General features: G+C 64.8%; 3 protein-coding genes and 1 pseudogene. All 4 read right to left on the reverse strand.

Going from position 1 to position 3,369, the window contains the following annotated elements; translation table 11 throughout:
- Nucleotides 1–273 (reverse strand): annotated as a pseudogene (locus tag QZ213_RS26375) (ABC transporter permease); the annotation flags it as partial.
- Nucleotides 270–1,055, reverse strand: coding sequence for an ABC transporter permease subunit (locus QZ213_RS26380; RefSeq protein WP_291688994.1), 786 nt, complete (start codon nucleotides 1,053–1,055; stop codon nucleotides 270–272). The gene QZ213_RS26380 and the pseudogene QZ213_RS26375, both read right to left, overlap by 4 nt.
- Entirely contained in the window at nucleotides 1,052–1,828 is a 777-nt protein-coding gene (locus QZ213_RS26385; RefSeq protein ID WP_291688996.1) for an ABC transporter ATP-binding protein, read from the reverse strand. Before QZ213_RS26385 ends, QZ213_RS26380 begins: the two co-directional genes overlap by 4 nt.
- 191 nt (nucleotides 1,829–2,019) lie before the next feature.
- Nucleotides 2,020–3,369 (reverse strand): dihydroxy-acid dehydratase (locus QZ213_RS26390; RefSeq protein WP_291688995.1); only part of this gene is annotated, 1,350 nt, incomplete at its 5' end.

The following is a 3,369-nucleotide window of genomic DNA, read 5'->3' on the forward strand; positions in this document are numbered from 1 at the left end:
GGCGGGGCTCGCTGCCGCGGCCAGACCGATGCCGACGCCCAGAATCACCGCGATCGAAAATCCCGCGAACAGGCGAAACAGCGTGGCGGCGATCTCCCGCTGAAACGTGCCGGTGACGAGTTGCTGCGCCAGACGCATGAACACGACGCCGGGCGGCGGCAGCAGCGCCGGCGGCGCATAGCCGAATGAAGAAATCGCCTGCCACAGCACGATCAGGAGCGCGATCGGCACAATCCCGAGCAGAACATCCGTGCTGGCGGCGCGCAGGTTCATGCGAAACTCAGGGGGATGTCGAAGCCGGGCTCGGACCACTTCACCAGCCTGCCCCTCACATTTTCGAACGCGGCGTCGAGACCGATACCCATTGCGCCGATGATGATGATCATCGCGTAGACGGTATCGTATTGTCCCATATCGAGCGCGTTGAACAGGATGTTTCCGGCGCCGGACTGCCGCGCGATCATCTCGGAAGTGACCATGGTGATCAGCGCCAGCACGAGGCCAGTGCGGCAGCCCGTGAGAATTTCCGGCAACGCCGCCGGCAGCACGATCCGGATCATGCGCTGCGCCGCCGAAAGGCCCATCGCGGCGCCCGACCACAGCATCTTTTCCTCGACCGCTTTTGCGCCCTGAAAGCTGTGATAGATCACGGGCAGACTGACGCCGAGGAAGATCACCAGCGTCTTGGCGACATCGCCGACGCCGAGCCAGAGCATGATAATCGGCATCAGCGCCGCCTTCGGCACAGGATAAATCACCATCAACAGCGGATTGAAGAAGGACGCCACGCCGCGCGAGCGGCCCATCATCAATCCGAGCGGGATCGAAAAGAGCACCCCGATGCCGAAGCCGACCGCCATGCGGCGCAGCGACGCCAGAATGTTGATCAGGGATTCCTTGTCACCAAGGATAGAGGGAATCGCGCGGACGGCTTCCCACGCGGTGGGAAAGCTGTCGGTGTTCAGGATCAGCGCACCAATCTCCCAGACTCCGAGCAGCCCGAGGCAGGCAAGCCACGGCGCCGAACGCGAGAGAAGCGCGCGTCCTGAGATCATGGCCGCAACTCGTCTTCGACGGTGTCGTCGAACATGCGTTCGATATCGACCACATATTTCTGATAACGGGGGTCGAGCAAAAGCTCCGTCCGGCGGCGCGGCCGCGGCAGGTCGATGTCGATGATCTCCTTGATGCGGCCGGGGGAACGCGTCATCACCACGACCTTGTCCGACAGATACACCGCCTCCTCGACCGAGTGGGTGACGAACAGCACGGTCTTGCGGTCCCGCTCCCAGATATTGAGCAGGTCGTTCTGCAGCCGCGTGCGGGTATGCGCGTCCAGCGCGCCGAACGGCTCGTCCATCAGCAGCACCGCCGGGTGATAGGCCAGCGTGCGCGCCAGCGCCACGCGCTGCTTCATGCCGCCGGACAATTCCTTGGGGTAAAAATGCTCAAAACCCTTGAGGCCGACCATCTCGATCAGCGCGCGGCTTTGCGCTTCGGCTTCGGCCGGTTTCACGCCCTGCTGGCGCGGCCCGTACATCACATTGCCAAGCACGCTCTTCCAGGGAAACAGCGCGAACTCCTGAAACACCGGCCCGCGATCCGGCCCGGGCCCGGTGATCGCCCTGCCCTTCACCCTGGCGACGCCTTCGGTCGGGCTGACAAACCCGCCGACGATATAAAGCAGGGTCGATTTTCCGCAGCCGGAGGGCCCAAGAATCGAGACAAAGGCGCCATCCTCGATTGCCAGCGAAATCTCCGACAACGCCAGATGGTCCTGGCGGCCGGAGGTGCGGAAAATCTGAGACACGCGGTCGATCTCGATCATGGCAGCCGCCGGCTGACGCGCCGGCGCCGCCTTCGCCTCAACATCCGGCCGCGATGGCACAAGCTTCATTTACGCTCTTCTTCCCGGCATAGGTCCGTCAGGCACAGATGGCTTCCCGAATGTCTCCGGTTAAATCGAGCATAGCGGAAACTTGCAAGGCCTGGCGATGCTGTTTCACCCTGAGCGCCGCATCACGGCTGATCGAACCACGGCCACTCCGCCGCGCCATCATGGGTGACGGCGCCGCCTGGCGCCTGGCCGACCAGCCTCGCATATTTGGCGAGCGCGCCCGCCCGGTGCCGCGGCGGCCGCGGCTTCCAGGCCTGCCGCCGCCTGGCGAATTCAGCGTCGTCGATCAAAAGATCCATCCGGCGGGCGCCGGCGTCGATCTTGATACGATCGCCGTCGCGCACCAGCGCCAGCGGGCCGCCGATAAAGGATTCCGGCGAGACATAGCCGATGCACATGCCGCGCGTCGCGCCGGAAAAGCGCCCGTCGGTGATGAGCGCAACCTTCTCGCCCATCCCCTGCCCGTAGATCAGCGCGGTGACGCCGAGCATCTCGCGCATGCCGGGACCGCCGACCGGGCCCTCATTGCGGATGACGAGAACGTCGCCAGCCGAGTAGTTGCGATTTCGTACGGCATCGACGCATTGCTCTTCGTCTTCGAACACGCGCGCGGTGCCCTCGAAGACCAGGCTCGTCAGACCGGCCACCTTGATGACGGCGCCATCCGGGCAGAGATTGCCCTTGAGAACCGCGACGCCGCCGTCCGGCATGATCGGCTTGCCGGTGCTGAAAACGATCTCGCCGTCCGGTGGATTCGCTTCCCCATATTCTTCCGCGATCGTCCGGCCGCTGATCGTAAGGCAACTGCCGTCGATGTGGCCGCTCTCGACCAGCGCGCGGATCACCACCGCGGCGCCGCCGATATCGTAGACATCCTTGGCGGTATATTTGCCGCCCGGGCGCAGATTGCCGATCAAGGGCGTGCGCGCAAAGACCTCGCCGACATCGTCCAGCGTGAAGGAAATGCCGGCCTCGTTGGCAAGCGCCGGCAGATGCAGCGCGGCGTTGGTCGATCCGCCGGTGGCGGCGACGATGGCGGCGCCGTTTTCCAGCGCCTTTCGCGTGACGATTTCCCGCGGCAGCGGCCCGCCCCGCTCCAGCATCCGCATCACCAGCCGTCCGGCACGGCGCGCGACCTGCGCGCGCTCGGCATAGATGCCCGGGATCATCGACACGTTGGGCATGGTCAGCCCCATGGCTTCCGAAACCATGCCCATGGTGTTGGCTGTAAACTGTCCCGCGCAGGCGCCGATGGTCGGCAGGCAGCTGCGTTCGATGCCTGCAAGCGTCGCCGCATCGATCTCGCCGGTCATGAAGCCGCCGACCGCTTCGTAGGAATCCAGCACCGTAAGGGTCTTTCCCTCGAACCGGCCGGGCAGCGCGCTGCCGCCATAGATGAAGATCGAGGGCACGTTGCAGCGGATCATTCCCATCATGACGCCCGGCAGCGTCTTGTCGCAGCCGCCAAACCC

The sequence above is a fragment of the Bradyrhizobium sp. genome, from assembly GCF_017881085.1.
Lineage (GTDB): Bacteria > Pseudomonadota > Alphaproteobacteria > Rhizobiales > Xanthobacteraceae > Bradyrhizobium.